The organism is Nonomuraea sp. NPDC048892 (assembly GCF_040649735.1).
Lineage (GTDB): Bacteria > Actinomycetota > Actinomycetes > Streptosporangiales > Streptosporangiaceae > Nonomuraea > Nonomuraea maheshkhaliensis.
In genome coordinates, this window is record NZ_JBEZFZ010000003.1 from 133,085 (window position 1) to 147,742 (window position 14,658).

A 14,658-nucleotide genomic window follows, 5' to 3' on the forward strand; every position below is an offset into this window, starting at 1 on the left:
GAGTCAGGCCCGCAACCGAGCCGCTCACCCAAGCCCGCGCGCTACGGCCTCTGACGAGGAATACCTGTCAGACGCCGGCGGTGTCAGGAAGGCGTCAGGCAGAAGGGGTGGCCGGCCGGATCCAGGAGCACCCGCCATCGTCCGTCGCCGGGCTGGTGGTCCGGTTTGGCCGCGCCGAGCTCCAAGGCCAGCGCTTCCACCGCATCGAGGTCGTCAGCCCGGAAATCCAGGTGGAGCTGTTGCGGCACGTCCTGACCCGGCCACTGCGGAGCCCGGTATCCGGCAACCCGCTGGAACCCCAGGTCACAGCCGGAGCCGTCCGTCAGAGCGACGAACTCGTCCGAACTGAAGAGTTCGCGCATTTCGGTGAGCGCACTGTAGAAGCCCGCCAGCGCCCGCGGGTCCGCACAGTCGAGAGTCACCCCGCGCAGCACAGCGCCTGGCACCATTCGCTCCTTCGCGTCCGCGCGTCCGTCTCCGTGAGCCGCCGAACGTGACCACCGGCCCCAGCCACACCGTACTCGCCACCTCCACCGTCGCAGTAGCGATTTATCCCCGCCTCAGCGCAACGACACCGGCGCCTTCGACACACTCCTAGTCCTGGTCGAACAGGCGGAGGCGGTGGGCGGTGGCGGCGGCTTCGCCTCGGGTGGCCACGCCCAGTTTGGCCAGGATGTTGGACACGTGCACGCTCACCGTCTTCACCGAGATGAACAGCGCCTCGGCGATCTCCCGGTTGCTGCGCCCGCTGGTCACCTCCCGCAGCACCTCCAGCTCCCGCGCCGTCAGCCCGAGCGGCTGACCGTCGTTGCCGTCGTCGGAGCCGCCGAGCCTGGCTCGCCGGCCGAAGACGTCGAGCTGTTCGAGCAGCGGCGTGGCGCCGAGCTCGCGGGCCAGCTCTCGCGCCCGGGTCAGCCGGGCGGCCGCCTCCTGCCGGTCGCCGGCCGACAGCGCCGCCTGCGCCGCCCCGACCAGGCACTGCGCCTCCGGGTACGGCTCCCGCAGCTCGGCCCAGGCCCGCACCGCCTGGTCCCACGCCTTGAACTGCCAGGAGGCCGCGTCGCTCACGTAGGCGGACGTCGGCTCGGGCCCGGTCAGGGCGGTGAACGTGAGCCGGTGGGCCTGCTGGGACTCCCCCATGGTGTCGAGCCGCAGGGCGATCGACCGGATCTCCGGCAGCAACGACAGCGCCTGCCGCGCGAGCGCCCCCAGCCCCGCGCCGGGCGCGGCGCCCATCAGGACCTCGGTGAGCTGCTTGGACGGCACCACGGCCCAGATGAGCCGCGCGACGGTCACCAGCACCGGCCACGAGTAGCGCGGGCTGCTCATCAGGTCGCGCTCCTCCAGCGCCCTGGCCGCCACCTCCACCGCCTGCTCCGGCTGCCCCCGCGCCGACAGCAGCTGCACCTCCCTGCGCAGGTGCGGCAGCGTCACCTGATCGCGAAAGGTGCCCCGCGACACGATCTGCCGTGAGGAGGCCATCAGGGCCTCGGCCCGGTCGAGCTGCCCCCGCGCGAGCGCGATGTCGGTGGCCAGCCCCTGCAGACTGGCCCGGTAGGGCGGGGGCGGCACGAGGTCGAGCGCGTGTTCGAGCACCTGCAGCGCCTCGTCCCAGCGCCCGAGCGACAGCAGCGGCTCGGCCAGGTTGATCGACAGGAACGTGCCGGACGTGCGGGCCAGCCCGTAGTGGGCGGCGTCGTCGATCCCGCGCCGGGCGACCTGGGCGGCCCGCTCGTGCCAGCCCGCGCCCTCGAAGGCGTCGGACTCGGAGACCGCGCAGCGCAGCAGCGCGTTGTAGGCCCCGTCGCGCTGGGCGATGCGGCGTGCCTCGGCGAACGTCTCGACCTGCAGCTCCATCTCGGAGTAGCACGCCTTGCCCCAGTTGAGGCTGATCATCGCGTGCGCCTCGACGTTGGCGTCGCCGATCTCGTGGCCCAGCTCGATCGCGCGCTGGGCCGTGTCGAGCCGTTCCTGGAGGTCTTCCGGGCCGGTGAGCATGCGCGCGAACGTCTCCAGCACCTGGCCACGGAGCCTGAGCTCGTCGTCCGGCACGAGGGCGGCGGCCTTGCGCAGGTCGTCGAGGAAGCCGGGACGGCCGAGATCCCAGCGGGTCAGGCCGCGCTGGCGCAGCACCATGGCCGTCCGCACCGGGTCGGCGTCGTGGTCGAGCTCGTCGAGGGCGGCGCTGCCCAGAGCGATGCCGCGTTCGTACTCGCCGGCCAGGTGGGCGACCGTGGCCGTCTGCCTGAGCACGTCGATCCGGTCGGTGCCGATGCGCTCGGCCGCGTCGGGCGCCAGGTCCCACAGCTCCAGCACTCTGGACAACATGCGCAGCTGCACGTCGTAGGCGGTGGAGGTGCGGGCCGCGTCAGCCGCGCGCCAGGCGCTGACCAGCGCCCAGGCGTAGTCGTCTGACTGCCGGGTGTGGTGGGCCAGCTCGATCGCGCCGCGCGGGGCGGGCAGGATCGACAGGTCGCGCTCCAGGGCCTCGGCGTAGCGGGTGTGCAGGCGGATGTGCTCGCCGGGCAGCAGGTCGTCGTCGAGCGCTTCGCGGATGAGCGCGTGACGGAAGGAGTAGCCCTCGCCGTCGACCACGAGCACGTTGCCCGCCACCGCGGGGCGCAGGGCGCGCGACAGCCTCTCCTCGTCGAGCCCGGCCACGGCGCTGAGCAGGTCGTGCTCGATGCGCTGACCGCCGACGCTGGCCACCCGCAGCAGCTCCTGCGTCTCCTCGGGCAGCCGCTCGACGCCGGCCAGCAGCAGGTCGCGCAGCGACTCGGGCAGCGCCTCCTGGCCGTCGGCCTCGCTGAGCAGCGCCTCCACGAACAGCGGGTTGCCCTCGCTGCGCGCGTAGATGAGGTCCATGTCGGCGGCGGACGGCTCGCGCTCCAGGATGCCCGCGGCCAGGGCGACGGCCTCCCTGCGGGTGAGCCGGCGCAGCTCGGCCCTGGTCACCCACTCGACCCGGCCCAGCTCGGCGAGCAGCGGCCGCAGCGGGTGGGAGCGGTGCAGCTCGTCGGTGCGGTAGGTCACGACGAGGAGCAGGCGGGCCGCGGTGCGCTGGTAGCGGACGAGGAACGTCAGCAGGTCGCGGGTGGCGCGGTCGGCCCAGTGGGCGTCTTCGACGATCAGCACCACGGGACGGTCTTCCGCGAGCCGCTCCAGCAGCCCGAGCACCTGCTCGAACAGCCTGGCCCTGGCCTCGGCCCCCTCCTCGCCCGGCTCGCCGAACTCGGGCAGCAGCCGGGCCAGCCCGCGCGTGTCGCCGCCGGGCACCAGCGCGGTGACGCCGTCGCGGCCGAGCTCGCGCACGAGCCCGCGCAGCACGGCGGTGAACGGCGCGAACGGCAGGCCCTCCGTGCCCAGCTCCAGGCAGCCGCCGATGAGCACCCTGGCGTCCTCGGCCCTGTGGCCGGTGAACTCCCTGACCAGCCGCGTCTTGCCGACCCCCGCCTCGCCGCCGACGAGCACGGTGGACGACGCGCCCGCGCGGGCCCGGCCCAGGGCGTCACCGAGGGCGGCGAGCTCGCGGGCACGCCCGACGAACAGGGGGCTCACGGCGTGGATGCTCACGCCCTAAGGATGCCATCCGGCCACGACAGAAACCCACGCCGAGCCGGAGCTTCGCGAGGAGCGTACGGAAACGCCCGGCCCGGGCCGTCGCGTCGCTCCCGAACTCAGCGCAGGACCTCAGCCCAGCGCGGGACCTCAGCTCACCGCCGGGCCTCGCGCAGGCCGGAGGAAGGTCAGCGCAGCACCTTGCGGAAGAACGTGGCCGACGCCTCGTAGCCCAGCGCGTGGTAGAACTCCGGCGCCCGCCGCGTGGCCATCGCCACGTAGCCGGCCTCCCGTGTGCGGGCCCACCGCTCGAACTCCTCCAGCAGCGTCCGCCCGATCCCCTGCCGCCGCGACCCGGACTGGACCATGGCCTCCTCCACCCAGGCCACCGGCCCGTTGGCGAAGAGCGTCAGGTGCACGAACCCGAGCAGGTAACCGTCGACCCGGCCGTTCACGACGGCCACGAGCAGGAGGGCGTCGTCGTTGGCGAGGAGTTGGGGAAGCGCCGCGTCGAAGGCCTCGCGCTCGGGCCTGAAGGTCAGGCCGAACTCGCGGGCCAGTGCGAACACCTCGTCCGCGTCCGCCTTCTCCGCCTTCCTGATGAGAAGATCGTCAGCCGTCATGACCATCGACCCTAGATCGTGCACCGCCGCCTCCGCAAACACCGTTCACAGGTCACCGAGCCCGAGCTGCCGGGCGATGAGCATGCGCTGCACCTCGCTGGTGCCCTCCCCGATCTCCAGCACCTTCGCGTCGCGGTAGAAACGCGCGACGGGGAACTCGTTCATGAACCCGTAGCCGCCGAACACCTGGGTCGCGTCCCGCGCGTTGTCCATCGCCGCGTTGGACGCGACCAGCTTGGCGATCGCCGCTTCCTTCTTGAACGGCACCCCGGCCAGCATCTTCTCCGCCGCGTGGTAGTAGGCCAGGCGCGCGGTGTGGGCGCGGACCTCCATGTCGGCGATCTTGAACTGGATGGACTGGTAGTGGCCGATCGGATGGCCGAACGCCCGCCGGTCCCGTACGTACGTCAGGCACTCGTCCACGCACCCCTGCGCCAGCCCGACGCTGAGGGCCGCGAGCGCGATGCGGCCCTCGTCGAGCGTCTGCAGGAACTGCGCGTAGCCCCGGCCGCGCTCGCCCAGCAGGTTCTCGGCGGGCACGCGGCAGTCGGTGAAAGCCAGCTCGCGCGTGTCGGAGGCGTTCCAGCCGACCTTGGAGTACTTCTTCGAGACCGTGAACCCGGGCGTGCCGCTGGGCACGAGGATCGTGGAGATCTCGCGTTCGCCGGTGAGCGCGGCCACGCCGACGACGCCGGTGATGTCGGTGCCGGAGTTCGTGATGAAGGCCTTCGTCCCGTTGATCACCCATTCGCCGCCGTCCAGGACGGCGGTGCTGCGCATCCCGCCGGGCACGTCGGACCCGCCGCCCGGCTCGGTCAGGCCGAACGCGCCGAGCATCTCCCCCGAGGTCAGCTTCGGCAGCCAGGTCATGCGCTGCTCGTCGGTGCCGAAGCGGTAGATCGGCATCGCGCCGAGCGACACCGCCGCCTCCAGCGTGATCGCCACGCTGGAGTCGACCCTGGCCAGCTCCTCCAGGGTCAGGCAGAGGGCGAAGTAGTCGCCGCCCATCCCGCCGTACTCCTCGGGGATGGGCAGCCCGAACAGCCCCATCGCGCCCATCTGCCGCACGATGTCGTACGGGAACGCCTCGCGCTCGTAGAAGTCCCCGATCACCGGGGCGACCACCTCGCGGGCGAAAGACTCGACGGTCTTGCGCAGCTCTTCGTACTCGTCCTTGAGCATGTCTCAGCCTTTCGACAGCGCCTGTACGACGCGGGAGGGGCTGGGCCGCCCGAGCAACTCCGCCAGCCAGGTGCTGGTGGACACGAGCTTGCCCAGGTCGAGCCCGGTTTCGATGCCGAGTCCTCGCAACATCCAGACGAGGTCTTCGGTGGCGAGGTTGCCGGTGGCGGACTCGGCGTAGGGACAGCCCCCGATGCCGCCCGTGGAGGCGTCGACCGTCGTGACGCCCGCCCTGAGTGCGGCGAGGGTGTTGGCCAGGGCCTGGCCGTAGGTGTCGTGGAAGTGCACGGCGAGGCGATCGGGCCGGCGGAAGGCGTTGATCAGGGCGGTGACGTGGCCCGGCGTGCCGACGCCGATCGTGTCGCCGAGCGACAGCTGGTAGCAGCCGAGCCCGAGCAGCCGTTCGCCGACGGTGACCACCTGGGCGATGGGCGTGGGGCCCTCCCAGGGGTCGCCGAAGCACATCGACACGTACGCGCGCACCTTGATCCCGTTGTCCAGCGCCCTGGCCACGACCGGCTCGAACATCTCGAACTGGCTCTCCAGGCTGCGGTTGAGGTTCTTCGCGGCGAAGGTCTCGGTCGCGCTGGCGAAGACGGCGATCTCGTCCACGCCCAGGTCGAGCGCGCGGTCGAGACCGCGTTCGTTCGGCACGAGCACGGGGTAGCGCACGCCCGGCCTCCGGTGCAGCCGCTCCAGCAGCTCGCCGGCGTCGGCCAGCTGCGGCACCCATCTGGGGTGCACGAAGCTGGTCGCCTCGATCACCTTGTGCCCCGCGTCCGCGAGCCGGTCGATGAACTCGGCCTTGACCTCGACGGGCACGATCGAGGACTCGTTCTGCAGCCCGTCGCGCGGGCCGACCTCGTAGACCGTGACCTGGTGCGGCAGGCCCTCTTCCTGGTACGGCATCACGACGCCTCCTCAGCGGTGATCACGGCCAGGACGGCGTCCATGTCCACGGGACGGCCCGCCTGGGCGGTCAGCTCGGAGACGATCCCGTCGCGCGGGGCCGTGACCGTGTGCTCCATCTTCATCGCCTCCACGACGATCAGCGGCTGCCCCTCGCTCACCCGGTCACCGCGCTCGGCCTTGACGAGCAGGACGGTGCCGGGCATGGGGCTCCTGACCACGCCGTCGCCCGCCGTCGCGGCGCCTGGCCGGTCGCCCGGGTCGCCGATGAGGTGCCTGGTCAGCTGCCAGGACGCGCCGTCGCGGCCGAGCCAGAGCGTGTCGGCGCGGCGTACGCACAGGTAGTGCTCGGTGCGGTCGCCGATGGTGACGCTGAGCGTGCCGTCACCCGCGCGTTGCCGGGTGCGGATCCTGGCCGGTCGCGGGCGTCCTTCGTCGTCCATGACCTCGGCGGACTCCTCCGGCAGGCCGCGCACCCTTACCGCGTGCACGCCGTCCCTCGACTCCAGCCGCCACGTCGTCCACGCGGGCTCGCCGACGCGCCACCCGTCGGAGACCTCCCACGGGTCGTCGCCCTGCGGCAGGGCGTGGAAGACGAGCGCCGCCGCGGCGAGCACGTCCCACGGGACTCCGTCCGCGCCCACCAGCTCGGGCAGCAGCCGCTCGACCAGCCCCGTGTCCAGCTCGCCCGCGCGTACGGCGGGGTGGGCGGCCAGCGCCCGCAGGAACGGGAGGTTGGTGACCACGCCCAGGACGGCCGTGCCCGCCAGCGCCCGGTCGAGTGCGCGCAGTGCCGCGTCGCGGTCGTGGCCCCAGGCGATGACCTTGGACAGCATGGGGTCGTACTCGCTGCCGACCGTCCCGCCCTCGACCAGCCCGGAGTCCACCCGCACGACCGCGCGCCCGCCACCGGCCGCTCCCACCGCCACGGGTCCCGCCGCCGGTCCCGCCACAGGCCCCGGGCCATCGGCGGGTTCGCGCAGGGCGAGCACGTGCCCGCCCGTCGGCAGGAAGCCGCGCGCCGGGTCCTCGGCGTACACACGCGCCTCGACCGCGTGGCCGTCGAGCCGCACGTCGTCCTGCCCGAACGGCAGCCGTTCGCCTGCCGCCACCCTGAGCTGCAGCTCCACCAGGTCCAGCCCGGTGACCAGCTCGGTGACGGGGTGCTCGACCTGGAGGCGGGTGTTCATCTCCATGAAGTGGTAGGCCCCGGTCGTGCCGTCCACGATGAACTCGACCGTGCCCGCGCCCGCGTAGCCCACCGCGCGCGCCGCCTCCACGGCCGCCGCGCCCATCGCGGCGCGCGTCTCGGGGGTGACGAACGGCGACGGCGCCTCCTCGATGATCTTCTGGTGCCTGCGCTGGAGGCTGCACTCGCGCTCGCCCAGGTGCACGACGCCGCCGTGGGCGTCGGCCATGACCTGGATCTCGATGTGGCGCGGGCGCTCGACGTAGCGCTCGATCAGCAGCGTCCCGTCGCCGAACGCCGCCAGCGCCGTACGCCGGGCCGACTCGATCGCGCCGGGCAGCTCGGCGGCCGAGCGCACCAGCACCATGCCCTTGCCGCCACCGCCGGCGGACGGCTTGATCAGGGCGGGGAAGTCGGTCCACGCCTCCAGCCCCGGCTCGGTCGCGCCCGGCACCACGGGCACCCCGGCGGCCGACACCGTGGCCTTGGCCCGGATCTTGTCGCCCATGGCCTCGATGGCCTCGGCCGGCGGGCCGACGAATACGAGGCCGGCGGCCACGCAGCGGCGGGCGAACTCGGGGTTCTCGGCGAGGAAGCCGTAGCCGGGGTGCACGGCCTGCGCGCCGGCCTCGCGGGCCGCCCCGATAATCGCCTCAATATCCAGATATTTCGGCACCTGGAGGGCTATGTCGGCTTCGCGTACGTGCTTGGCCTCCGCGTCGGACGGGGTGTGCACGGCCACGGACGTGATGCCGAGGGCGCGCAGCGTGCGCGCGATCCGTACGGCGATCTCGCCCCTGTTGGCGATCAGAACACGGTCGAACACCATCGCGTCACATCCGGAAGACGCCGTAACCGGCGGGTTCGAGCGGGGCGTTGGCCGCCGCGGACAGTGCCAGGCCCAGGACGGTACGGGTGTCGAGCGGGTCGATCACCCCGTCGTCCCACAGCCTGGCCGTGGAGTAGTAGGGATTGCCCTGGTGCTCGTACTGGGCCCTGATCGCGTCGGGGTCGGCGTCGCCGACGGTCGTGAGCACGCTCGCGGCCTGCTCGCCGCCCATGACCGAGATGCGGGCGTTCGGCCACATCCACAGGAACCTGGGCGAGTACGCCCGCCCGGCCATCGCGTAGTTCCCCGCCCCGAACGAGCCCCCGATCACCACCGTGAACTTGGGCACCCGCGCGCACGCCACGGCCGTCACCATCTTGGCGCCGTGCTTGGCGATGCCGCCCGCCTCATACGCCTTGCCGACCATGAAGCCGCTGATGTTCTGCAGGAACAGCAAGGGGATCCGGCGCTGGTCGCACAGCTCGATGAAGTGGGCGCCCTTCATGGCCGACTCGCTGAACAGGATGCCGTTGTTGGCCACGACGCCCACCGGGTGGCCGTGCACGTGGGCGAACCCGGTCACGAGGGTCGAACCGTACTCGGCCTTGAACTCCAGGAACCGCGAGCCGTCCACGATCCTGGCGATCACCTCGCGCACATCGTAGGGCTGACGCGTGTCGGCGGGGACGATCCCGTACAGGTCGCGGGGGTCGTGCAGGGGCGGCTCAGGCGCGATCGTGTCCCAGGGGCGGGCGGCGCGCGGGGCGAGCGTGGAGACGATGTCGCGGACGATGGCCAGCGCGTGCGCGTCGTCCTCGGCCAGGTGGTCGGTGACGCCGCTGACGCGCGCGTGCAGGTCGCCGCCGCCCAGCTCCTCCGCCGTGACCTCCTCGCCGGTGGCCGCCTTCACCAGCGGCGGGCCGCCCAGGAAGATCGTGCCCTGGCCGCGGACGATGACCGCCTCGTCGCTCATCGCGGGCACGTACGCGCCGCCGGCCGTGCACGAGCCGAGCACGGCGGCGATCTGCGGGATGCCGCGGGCCGACATCGTGGCCTGGTTGTAGAAGATGCGGCCGAAGTGCTCGCGGTCGGGGAACACCTCGTCCTGCCTGGGCAGGAACGCCCCGCCCGAGTCGACGAGATAGACGCAGGGCAGGTGGTTGTGCAGGGCCACCTCCTGCGCGCGCAGGTGCTTCTTGACCGTGATCGGATAGTACGTGCCGCCCTTCACGGTGGCGTCGTTGGCCACGATCACGCACTCGCGGCCCGACACGCGGCCGACGCCGGTGATGATGCCGGCCGCGGGCGCCTGGTCGTCGTAGAGTCCGCCGGCGGCCAGCGGCGACAGCTCCAGGAAGCGCGAGCCCGGGTCGAGCAGGCCGTCCACGCGGTCGCGCGGCAGCAGCTTGCCGCGCTCGACGTGGCGGCGCCGCGACCGCTCCGGCCCGCCGAGCGCGGCGGTCGCGAGCCGTTCGAGCAGCTCGGCGGCCAGCCGCTCGTTGAGCTCGGCATTGCTCTTGTACGCCTCGCTCCCGGGCACGGCGGCCGACCTCAGCACCGGCCAGTCACTGCTCATGAGTCCCCTCTCATGGCACGGATGTTAGTCATCATTAACGTCATCGTCTAGCATGTGAGACGTGGCCACCGTCTCCAGCGCTACCTCCGACACTCCTACCCGCGGGCGGCGCAACAGGCGTGCGCAGATCCTGGAGGCGGCCGCCCGGCTGTTCGCGGCGCGCGGCTTCCACGGCGTCTCGATCGAGGACATCGGCGGCGCGGTCGGGGTCTCGGGCCCCGCGCTCTACCGCCACTTCGACGGCAAGGACGCGCTGCTGTCGGAGATGCTGCTCGACATCAGCTCGCGGCTGCGCGAATCGGCGGTCGCGGCCGTCACGGCCTCCGCCGACCCGAGAGACACGCTCGACGCGCTGCTCGACGCGCAGATCAGGTTCGCGATCGAGCAGCCGGCGCTGATCACGGTGCACGACAGGGAGCTGGGCAACGTGCCCGAGCCCGCCCGCCGGCAGATCAGGCGGCTGCAGCGGCTCTACGTCGAGGAGTGGGTGACGGTGCTGGCCGAGCTGCACCCCGCCTGCCCGGCGGCCCGGCTGCGCGCGGCCACGCACGCGGTGTTCGGCCTGCTCAACTCCACCCCGCACAGCGCCGGCGAACTACCGGCCCAGGACATGCGGCCACTCCTGCACACGATGGCCCACGCCGCCATCGCCGCCGCCGTTAAAGCTCGCTAACTTCTTCCGGGTTACTCGGTCGAGGCGAACCGAAGAGGAGTGAGTTTCACATCTTTCTGCGCTTGATCTTGACGAGCCCCTCAGCGAGCTGGACCACAGTGTCTCGCTGCTCGGCGCCGAGATCAACATGCTCAGGACGACCGCCTATGAGATGTCCGACGGCATCGCCAAGATCAACAAGGACAGCCGGCGCCGGGATCTGCGGATCGACAAGATCGAGAAGCGGCTCGACGATCACGACGGGCGGTTCGACTCGATCGAGTCTCTCCTGATCCGCATCGACGCCAAGCTGACCGGCCCGCAGCCCAACTGAGCCGGAGAACGATCGAGGCCCGAGGTGGCGCCCCGGGCCTCGTTCGTTCAGTGGTGGATGATCAGCGTCGCACGCGGACGTAGTCCCTGCGGCTGTCGTCGCCGTAGGTGTCCTCGTCACCGCCGTACACGAACTTCCAGTGCCCCGACCGCCAGGCCTTGACCCTGGTGTAGAGCCGGCCGGTCTCGCTCGACCAGGTCGACTGCACGTACTGCCACTTCTTCGAGCCGAGCGGCTTGAAGTACAGCCGCACCTTGCCCTCGTAGCCTTCCCAGCTGCCCTCGTCGTCGATCTGCAGCTTGCCCTTGAACTTCAGGTACCGGCCGCGCTTGACCGGCTCCGGGTAGGCGTTGAACTTGATCAGCCGGGTGTCGGCCTTCGCGGGCTCGGGCTCAGGCTCGGGGGCGGGCTCGTTGACCCGCACCCGGTCGGCGTCGCTGATCGAGCCGTTGACGCCGCGCGTGCCGGCGTACTGGGCGCGCCACCAGCCGGAGGTCTGCGCCTGCGCCACGGCCCAGAAGCGGCCGTGCCTGCTGGTCACGTCGCTGGTGACGTACTCCCACCTGCGCGAGCCGTCGGCCTTGAAGAAGACGCTCACGCGCTGGCCGGCCAGGCCGCCGCGGCCGTCGACGCGCAGGGCGCCGGTGAAGGCGAGCCGGTCGCCCTTGTCCACCGGTTCCGGCCGGGCGTCGAAGCCGACGAGGTGGCTGGCGAGGTTGGCGCGCTTGACGTCCACCCGGTCGGACTCGCTGACGGAGCCCTTGGCGGTGCCGGTGGCGGCGAACGAGGCCCGCCACCAGCCGGTGGCCTCGGCCTTGACGCGGGTGCCGAACCAGCCGCCGCGGCCGGTGTTCACCTTGGCGACCTCGCGGTAGTCGTTCGCGCCGCGGGCGCGGAAGGCGATGGAGACGGACTGGCCGTCGTATCCCCTGCCGTTGGCCAGCAGCCGGCCGGCGACCCTGATGTCGTCGCCCTTGTCGACCAGGTCGGGGCTGGCGTCGAAGTCGCCGAACGAGGTGGTCAGGGCCTTGGCCACGACGAACGAGCCGGACTTGACCGCGGGCGGGGTGCCCTGGGCGGTGGCGGTGTAGTTGTACCTGCCGGGGCCGAGGGACTTGGTGCCCGTCCACTTCAGGCCGCCGTTGGCCGGCGCGGACGAGACGCTGACCGTCTCTCCGTTCAGCTTCAGGCCGGCCTCGGTCGCGTCCGTGGTGGTGAAGGTGAACGTGACGTTGACCGGCGAGTCGAAGACGACCGGCGCGGCCGGGCTGACGCCCACGTCGCTGATGGTGGTGGCGGTGGCCGCCGTCGCCGCGGGAGGAGCCATGACGAGCGTCCCTGCTCCGAGCACGACCGCGAGGGCGGCGACACGAATGCGTTGTAACATGCGGGTTCCTTTCTGGAGACCCCATTGGTCCAACGCGGCATTGAGGGTGCCACGTGTGTCATATAAGTAGACGTGCGCTCGGGCGACAGGGTTGAGCATTCTGACAAACCGTAATAATTGCGGGTCAAACGGACCGGTCCACAACATGTCACCGGTGTCCGGCAGACGTCAGCGCCGATCAGGGACATAATCGATGCTGTGGCGCGGGACACAGTTGAGACTCACTTCACCCAGGCGGTTGCGACGCTCAAGGCGGGCCCGGAGCGAGATCCGGGGCTGCCGGTCCGCGAGGGCACGTCTTTGACCGGCGGAGAGGCCAGGACGTTGTTCCTGCGCCAGCTCGACAGCCGGCTGCTCGACATCGCCGCCCGCTGGCTGCGCGGGCAGGACGAGGGCTACTACACGATCGGCTCCGCCGGTCACGAGGGCAACGCGGCCGTGGCCGCCGCCCTGCGGCCCGACGACCCGGCGCTGCTCCACTACCGCTCGGGCGCGTTCTATCTGACCCGCTCCGAGCAAGCCGGGCGACTGCCCGAGCAGGGCATCCGCGACGTGCTGATGGGCCTGACCGCCGCGGCCGACGAGCCCATCTCGGGCGGCCGGCACAAGGTGTTCGGCCACCCCGACCTGGCGGTCATCCCGCAGACCTCGACCATCGCCAGCCATCTGCCGCGGGCCGTGGGCGTGGCGTTCGCCATCGAGCGGGCCAGGGCGCTCGGCGTGCGGGCCGCCTGGCCCTCCGACGCCATCGCGGTGTGCAGCTTCGGCGACGCCTCGGTCAACCACGCCAGCGCCCTGTCCGGCTTCAACACCGCCTCCTACGCCACCTTCCAGGGGCAGGCGCTGCCACTGCTGTTCGTGTGCGAGGACAACGGCATCGGCATCAGCGTCCGCACGCCCAAGGGCTGGGTGGAGGCGGCCGCGCGGCGTCCCGGCATCGAATACTTCGCCGCCGACGGCTGCGACCTGGCCGCCGCCTACGACGCCGCCGCCCGCGCCGTCCAGCACGTGCGCGAGCACCGCTCCCCCGCGTTCCTGCACCTGTCCACGGTGCGGCTCATGGGCCACGCCGGGTCCGACGTCGAGTCGGCGTACCGCACCCAGCGCGAGATCAGGGCCGATCTCGAACGCGACCCGCTCCTGCGTACGGCCGCCCTGCTCGTCGAGGCGGGGCTGCAGACGCCGGACGACCTGCTCACCCTGTACGAGTCCGCCCGCGAACACGTGCTGCGGATCGCCCTGGAGACCACCCGCAGCCCGCGGCTCGGCTCGGCCGAGGAGGTCATGGAGCCGATCGCGCCGCGCCGGCCCGAGCTGATCGCCAAGATCAGCCCGATGGCGGCCTCCGCCGCGGTCAGGGAGAAGGCGTTCGCCGGGGCGCTGCCCGAGAACGACAAGCCGATGACGCTCTCGCAGTCCATCAACCGCACGCTCGCCGACGCACTGGCCGTCTATCCGGAGATGACGGTCTTCGGGGAGGACGTCGCCAAGAAGGGCGGCGTCTACGGCGTGACCAGGGGGCTGCAGAAGCGGTTCGGGGCGGGGCGGGTGTTCGACACGCTGCTCGACGAGCAGGCCGTGCTGGGGCTGGCGCTCGGCCAGGGCGTGTCGCGGCTGCTGCCCGTGCCCGAGATCCAATACCTGGCCTACCTGCACAACGCGCTCGACCAGATCCGCGGCGAGGCGGCCACGCTGTCGTTCTTCTCGCGCCACCAGTACACCAACCCGATGGTGGTGCGGGTGGCCGGCTACTCCTACCAGAAGGGGTTCGGCGGCCACTTCCACAACGACAACGCGGTGGCCGCGCTGCGTGACATCCCCGGGCTGGTCATCGCCTCACCGGCGCGGCCCGACGACGCCTCCGCCATGCTGCGCACCTGCCTGGCGGCGGCCCGTACGTCCGGATCCGTCTGCGTGTTCCTGGAGCCGATCGCGCTCTACCACACGCGTGACCTGTTCGACGCGGGCGACGGCGGCTGGCTGGCGCCCTACGCGCCGCCCGGGCGCTGGCCGGAGACGCACGTGCCGATCGGGCGGGCGCGCTCCTACGGCGACGGGCGCGACCTGACGATCGTCACGTTCGGCAACGGGCTGCGGATGAGCCTGCGCGCCGCGGTGCGACTCACCCAGGAGGGGTACGGCTGCCGCGTCCTCGACCTGCGCTGGCTGTCCCCGCTGCCGGTCGAGGACCTGCTGCGGGCGGCCGAGCTGACCGGCAACGTGCTGATCGCCGACGAGACCCGCCGCTCCGGCGGTGTCTCCGAGGGCATCGTGGCCGAGCTGCTCGACGCCGGCTACACCGGCACGGTCGCCCGGGTCACCTCCTCCGACAGCTTCATCCCGCTCGGCGGCGCCGCCGATCACGTGCTGCTGTCGGAGGACGAGATCGAGCAGGCGGCGCGCAAGCTCCTCGGCTGAC

At 71.9% G+C, this 14,658-nt stretch carries 11 protein-coding genes; 3 read left to right on the forward strand and 8 right to left on the reverse strand.

From position 1 onward, the window contains the following. Positions 1-83 precede the first annotated feature (83 nt). The 7 genes from AB0C28_RS10385 to AB0C28_RS10415 all read right to left on the reverse strand — a co-directional run bounded on the left by AB0C28_RS10385 (position 84) and on the right by AB0C28_RS10415 (position 9,866). Complete coding sequence (locus tag AB0C28_RS10385) at positions 84-434, reverse strand: VOC family protein (RefSeq protein WP_358073657.1); 351 nt, start codon at positions 432-434, stop codon at positions 84-86. A 160-nt stretch (positions 435-594) separates the two neighbouring features. Then, entirely contained in the window at positions 595-3,573 is a 2,979-nt protein-coding gene (locus AB0C28_RS10390) for an AAA family ATPase (protein ID WP_358073658.1), read from the reverse strand. A 173-nt stretch (positions 3,574-3,746) separates the two neighbouring features. Further along, positions 3,747-4,181: a GNAT family N-acetyltransferase gene (locus AB0C28_RS10395; RefSeq protein ID WP_357844907.1), complete on the reverse strand. Its 435-nt coding sequence runs from the start codon at positions 4,179-4,181 to the stop codon at positions 3,747-3,749. A gap of 45 nt (positions 4,182-4,226) precedes the next feature. After that, the gene (locus AB0C28_RS10400; protein WP_358073659.1) at positions 4,227-5,363 is read right to left on the reverse strand and encodes an acyl-CoA dehydrogenase family protein; all 1,137 of its coding nucleotides are present in this window, start codon (positions 5,361-5,363) and stop codon (positions 4,227-4,229) included. A gap of 3 nt (positions 5,364-5,366) precedes the next feature. Then, on the reverse strand, positions 5,367-6,272 hold the full coding sequence (locus AB0C28_RS10405) for a hydroxymethylglutaryl-CoA lyase (RefSeq protein ID WP_358073660.1): 906 nt from the start codon (positions 6,270-6,272) through the stop codon (positions 5,367-5,369). Continuing rightward, a complete protein-coding gene (locus tag AB0C28_RS10410; protein WP_358073661.1) occupies positions 6,272-8,290 on the reverse strand; it encodes a biotin carboxylase N-terminal domain-containing protein in 2,019 nt (672 codons plus the stop codon). Before AB0C28_RS10410 ends, AB0C28_RS10405 begins: the two co-directional genes overlap by 1 nt. Before the next feature lie 4 nt (positions 8,291-8,294). Further along, on the reverse strand, positions 8,295-9,866 hold the full coding sequence (locus AB0C28_RS10415; protein ID WP_358073662.1) for a carboxyl transferase domain-containing protein: 1,572 nt from the start codon (positions 9,864-9,866) through the stop codon (positions 8,295-8,297). A 61-nt stretch (positions 9,867-9,927) separates the two neighbouring features. Between AB0C28_RS10415 and AB0C28_RS10420 the strand changes: the two genes are divergently transcribed. Further along, positions 9,928-10,539, forward strand: coding sequence for a TetR/AcrR family transcriptional regulator (locus tag AB0C28_RS10420; RefSeq protein WP_357844892.1), 612 nt, complete (start codon positions 9,928-9,930; stop codon positions 10,537-10,539). A 127-nt stretch (positions 10,540-10,666) separates the two neighbouring features. After that, positions 10,667-10,852, forward strand: a complete 186-nt coding sequence (locus AB0C28_RS10425) for a hypothetical protein (RefSeq protein WP_358073663.1) — start codon at positions 10,667-10,669, stop codon at positions 10,850-10,852. Between the two features lie 61 nt (positions 10,853-10,913). Here the strand turns inward: AB0C28_RS10425 and AB0C28_RS10430 are convergent, their stop codons facing one another. Continuing rightward, entirely contained in the window at positions 10,914-12,239 is a 1,326-nt protein-coding gene (locus AB0C28_RS10430; RefSeq protein ID WP_358073664.1) for a hypothetical protein, read from the reverse strand. Positions 12,240-12,437: 198 nt separating this feature from the next. Between AB0C28_RS10430 and AB0C28_RS10435 the strand changes: the two genes are divergently transcribed. After that, entirely contained in the window at positions 12,438-14,657 is a 2,220-nt protein-coding gene (locus tag AB0C28_RS10435; RefSeq protein WP_358073665.1) for a thiamine pyrophosphate-dependent enzyme, read from the forward strand. The last annotated feature ends 1 nt before the right edge of the window (position 14,658 follow it).

Coding starts and splice junctions, on each gene's coding strand:
- AB0C28_RS10410 (WP_358073661.1), bottom strand. CDS start 8,290: ATGGTGTTCGACCGTGTTCTGATCGCCAACAGGGGCGAGATCGCCGTA.
- AB0C28_RS10405 (WP_358073660.1), bottom strand. CDS start 6,272: ATGCCGTACCAGGAAGAGGGCCTGCCGCACCAGGTCACGGTCTACGAG.
- AB0C28_RS10430 (WP_358073664.1), bottom strand. CDS start 12,239: ATGTTACAACGCATTCGTGTCGCCGCCCTCGCGGTCGTGCTCGGAGCA.
- AB0C28_RS10415 (WP_358073662.1), bottom strand. CDS start 9,866: ATGAGCAGTGACTGGCCGGTGCTGAGGTCGGCCGCCGTGCCCGGGAGC.
- AB0C28_RS10425 (WP_358073663.1), top strand. CDS start 10,667: ATGCTCAGGACGACCGCCTATGAGATGTCCGACGGCATCGCCAAGATC.
- AB0C28_RS10395 (WP_357844907.1), bottom strand. CDS start 4,181: ATGACGGCTGACGATCTTCTCATCAGGAAGGCGGAGAAGGCGGACGCG.
- AB0C28_RS10400 (WP_358073659.1), bottom strand. CDS start 5,363: ATGCTCAAGGACGAGTACGAAGAGCTGCGCAAGACCGTCGAGTCTTTC.